Annotated in this window: 4 protein-coding genes; all 4 read left to right on the plus strand. The window is 46.8% G+C overall.

Annotation, left to right across the window (positions count from 1 at the left end):
• Positions 1–138 precede the first annotated feature (138 nt).
• The 4 genes from AC805_RS00640 (at position 139) to AC805_RS00655 (ending at position 3,804) form a co-directional block, all read left to right on the plus strand.
• Positions 139–1,389 (plus strand): SufS family cysteine desulfurase, encoded by a 1,251-nt coding sequence (locus tag AC805_RS00640; protein WP_055073619.1) that lies wholly within the window; start codon positions 139–141, stop codon positions 1,387–1,389.
• Positions 1,390–1,393: 4 nt separating this feature from the next.
• The gene (locus AC805_RS00645; RefSeq protein WP_055073620.1) at positions 1,394–1,957 is read left to right on the plus strand and encodes a nucleoside monophosphate kinase; all 564 of its coding nucleotides are present in this window, start codon (positions 1,394–1,396) and stop codon (positions 1,955–1,957) included.
• Positions 1,958–1,969: 12 nt separating this feature from the next.
• A complete protein-coding gene (gene dprA, locus AC805_RS00650; RefSeq protein ID WP_055073621.1) occupies positions 1,970–3,079 on the plus strand; it encodes a DNA-processing protein DprA in 1,110 nt (369 codons plus the stop codon).
• 215 nt (positions 3,080–3,294) lie between these two features.
• Positions 3,295–3,804 carry a DUF1993 family protein gene (locus AC805_RS00655; protein ID WP_055073622.1) on the plus strand — a complete coding sequence of 170 codons (510 nt, stop codon included), beginning with the start codon at positions 3,295–3,297 and terminating at the stop codon, positions 3,802–3,804.
• Positions 3,805–3,854 lie beyond the last annotated feature (50 nt).

Here is a 3,854-nt window from a genome sequence, read left to right on the forward strand (position 1 = left end):
GTTAAGACATAAAACCCAGAAGAGTGTTGCGCCGCAACACTCTTCTGGGTTTCGACTCCCCATTCACCACTCCGTTCTTTTTGGGTTTGGAACTGTTAAAATACAGGTAGCAGTTACGACAGCAACTATGTAAGCCTCATGACATTAACCTACGAAAAGACCTTGGCAGATCGGGTCAGAGCGGATTTTGAAATTTTAGATCAAGAGGTCAATGACAAGCCCCTCATTTATTTTGACAATGCCGCCAGTTCTCAGAAACCCAAGTCGGTGATCGCTGCTTGGAAATATTATTACGAACATGACAATGCCAATGTTCACCGTGGTGCACATACCCTCAGCGCCCGCGCGACTGATGCCTATGAAGGAGCGCGGGACAAAGTAGCCAAATTTGTTAAGGCAAAATCCTCTGAAGAAATTATTTATACCCGCAATGCCAGCGAAGCAATTAATCTCGTTGCCTATACATGGGGATGGACAAATTTGAAGGCGGGTGATGAAGTCATCCTTTCGGTAATGGAGCATCACAGTAATATCGTGCCTTGGCAGTTAATCGCGCAAAGAACGGGGGCAGTTCTCAAGTTTCTCGAACCTACGGTTACAGGCGAACTGAGCATAGAACAATTTAAATCGCTACTTAATCCGAAAACGAAACTAGTGGCGATCGTCCATGTTTCTAATACCCTTGGCTGTGTAAATCCAGTAGAAGAGATGATTGCTTTGGCTCATGCCCAAGGAGCGAGGGTCTTGTTAGATGCTTGCCAGAGCGTACCCCACATGCCGATTGATGTACAGAAACTTGATTGCGATTGGCTAGTTGCTTCGGGACATAAGATGTGCGCGCCCACGGGGATTGGCTTTCTCTATGGCAAACGCGACCTCTTACTGGCGATGCCTCCTTTCATGGGTGGTGGAGAAATGATCGCTGATGTGTTTCTCGATCATTCTACCTATGCGGGTTTACCTCACAAATTTGAGGCGGGTACGCCTGCCATTGGTGAAGCGATCGCTCTGGGTGCAGCGGTAGATTATTTAATGGCGATCGGGATGGATAAAATCCACGATTACGAACAGGAATTAATTAATTACATGATGGATTATCTTGATGATATTCCTGATATCAAGGTTTACGGCCCCCGATACCATCGTGCGGGTTTGGCATCCTTTTCCCTCGATCATGGCATCCATGCCAACGACCTATCAGCCATGCTCGATCAAGATGGCATTGCGATTCGTTCGGGACATCACTGCACGCAGCCCCTCCATCGATTTTTAGGGATTAGCGGCACGGCAAGAGCTAGCGTCTATTTCTATAACACCAAAGCGGAAATTGATACCTTTATCAATTCCCTTAAAGAAGCGATCGCCTTTTTTAAACATGTGATGGCTTAGTCCTATGACCAGAATCGTTCTATTAGGTGCATCGGGTTCAGGACGAACTACCCAAGCTCTACATTTACAGGCTCGGTTAAGCTTGCCTGCAATCTCAACTAGCGAAATTTTGCGTTTAGAGATCGCAAATGCCACGGATCTGGGCTTAGAAGTAAAAAGATTTGTTGATGCGGGTGAGTTCGTTCCCGATCGTCTCACGATCGAGCTAGTGCGATCGCGCTTAGGAATGCCAGATGCCCAGCATGGATGGATTTTAGAGGGTTATCCCCGTACGGCTTTTCAAGCCGAGGAGTTAGATTTTCTGCTAGATGAGTTAGGGACTCCCCTTGACCATGCAATCTATTTACAGGCTTCTGAAGAGACATTAATGCAGCGATCGCGAGCCCGTGGTGGCTCCGATGATAGGATTGAGATCGTGCAAAAGCGCATCGAGCAGTTCTTTAAACTGACTATTCCTCTATTGGAATATTATGGTTATAAACAGAAATTACTAACAATCAATAGTGAGTTAGATATCGCAACGGTTAGTACTCGTATCGAGTATGGTATCGAACGTTTAGGGCAATAATTTTTAAAACCCATGAATCAGAGTTCCAGTTCTGAAAGAGCCTATTGGTTAGCATGGTCGCAGATACGCGGCATTGGTTCGGTATTAACCAAGCGTCTGTACCAATCCTTTGGTTCCATGTCCGAGGCTTGGCAAGCCTCCGCAAGCGCTCTACAAGAAGTCGAAGGGATCGGCGGTCAGACCCTTGAAGCCATACGACAGGCTCAGGGTGAGGTGGAGCCTCTGTCTTTATTGGCGGTACATGAGCATCACAATCTCAATTTTTGGACACCAAGCGATCGCGAATATCCTCAATTACTATGGGAAATTCCCGATCCCCCACCAATTCTCTATTATCAAGGGCATCTCACCACTTGGAACGAACGCAATACCATCGCGATCGTCGGTACGCGCAGCGCCACTCCCTACGGGAAGCGTTGGACGAAAAAACTCGTCTCAGCTTTAGCCAGTCACGGATTTACAATTATCTCTGGTATGGCGGAAGGCATTGATGGCGAAGCTCATCGAGCCTGTTTGGAAGTTGGGGGACAGACCTTAGCGGTAATGGGAACGGGGGTCGATCGCTTTTATCCCCCCAAGCACAAGTCTCTTTACGAACAAATCCTCGCTTCAGGGCTAGTCTTGAGCGAATATCCCCAAGGGACTCCTCCAGACAAAAAACATTTTCCAGCCCGCAATCGCATTATCGCTGGACTCAGTCGCGTTACCTTGGTGATGGAAGCACCCGAACGATCGGGAGCCTTAATCACCGCCTATCAGGCAAATGAGTATGGACGTGATGTCTATACCTTACCTAATTCCCTTGAAGTAAATGAAGCAAGAGGTTGCTTAAACCTATTGGGCAAGGGCGCACAGGCAATTTTAGGTGTAGATGAATTACTAGAAGCCTTAGGAACATTGCCAAATTTAGATACGCCTACACCAACGATCGCCATTACCGATTTGCCTCCCATGCAACAAACCATTCTCCAAGCGATCGGGTTCGGTGACCCCGTGGGCTTAGATTGGATTGTCGAACAAACTAAAATCTCTTCAGGGGAAGTGTTAGGAACCTTAACCCAATTAGAACTAATCGGGGCGATCGCCATTTATCCAGGAATGCGATATCAAAGGTTGACGTGATATTAACTTGAGAAAGGTTTGACATATATCGAAAAGCTGTGTGGCGTTGCAAAGCAGCGCCACACAGCTATCAGGGTTTTCAATTGAAGAAATGGCGTAGCCATTTCTTCAATTGGGATAAGTCCATTCTCAATAGAGCGAAGATGAAGTAGCGATCTGTTATAGTGATGACTGCGTTACAAAGATTAATTTATCAAGAAACTGGAGAATCGGTAATGACCATTTCGATGTATCAGGTTGCAGTGCCTTCCGTAGTGCGATCGCTAAATAATTTAATCGCAGTTCTTGAAAAGGGGGCTGCCCATGCTGAAGCCAGAAAGATCGATCCTTCAGTACTAATTGCCAGCCGTTTGTATCCCGATATGTTGCCTCTCATCCGCCAAGTTCAGATTGCGTCGGATATTGCGAGACGTGGCATAGCAAGATTGGCTGGCACAGAAGCTCCTGCCCTAGAAGATAACGAAACTACATTTGCGGAGCTAGGCGATCGGCTGCGCAAAGTGGTTAGTTTCATTGAGACTTTTACTCCCGAACAGATTGATGGTTCTGAAGAGAAGGTAATCGCTTTACCTATCGGAAAAGAGACAATGACTTTTGCAGGGCAAGCCTATTTATTGTTCTTCATTTTGCCCAATGTCTATTTCCACGTAACGACTGCCTACGATATTCTCAGACATTGTGGGGTGGAACTGGGCAAACTCGATTTCTTGGGCGCACGTCGGTAAGTAGCTGGGAATTAAAGCCCAAAAGAGGTTTGCCGCGCTCCGCGCGGCAA

This window comes from Pseudanabaena sp. 'Roaring Creek', assembly GCF_001402795.1.
GTDB lineage: Bacteria > Cyanobacteriota > Cyanobacteriia > Pseudanabaenales > Pseudanabaenaceae > Pseudanabaena.

Coding starts and splice junctions, on each gene's coding strand:
- AC805_RS00640 (WP_055073619.1), top strand. CDS start 139: ATGACATTAACCTACGAAAAGACCTTGGCAGATCGGGTCAGAGCGGAT.
- AC805_RS00645 (WP_055073620.1), top strand. CDS start 1,394: ATGACCAGAATCGTTCTATTAGGTGCATCGGGTTCAGGACGAACTACC.
- dprA (WP_055073621.1), top strand. CDS start 1,970: ATGAATCAGAGTTCCAGTTCTGAAAGAGCCTATTGGTTAGCATGGTCG.
- AC805_RS00655 (WP_055073622.1), top strand. CDS start 3,295: ATGACCATTTCGATGTATCAGGTTGCAGTGCCTTCCGTAGTGCGATCG.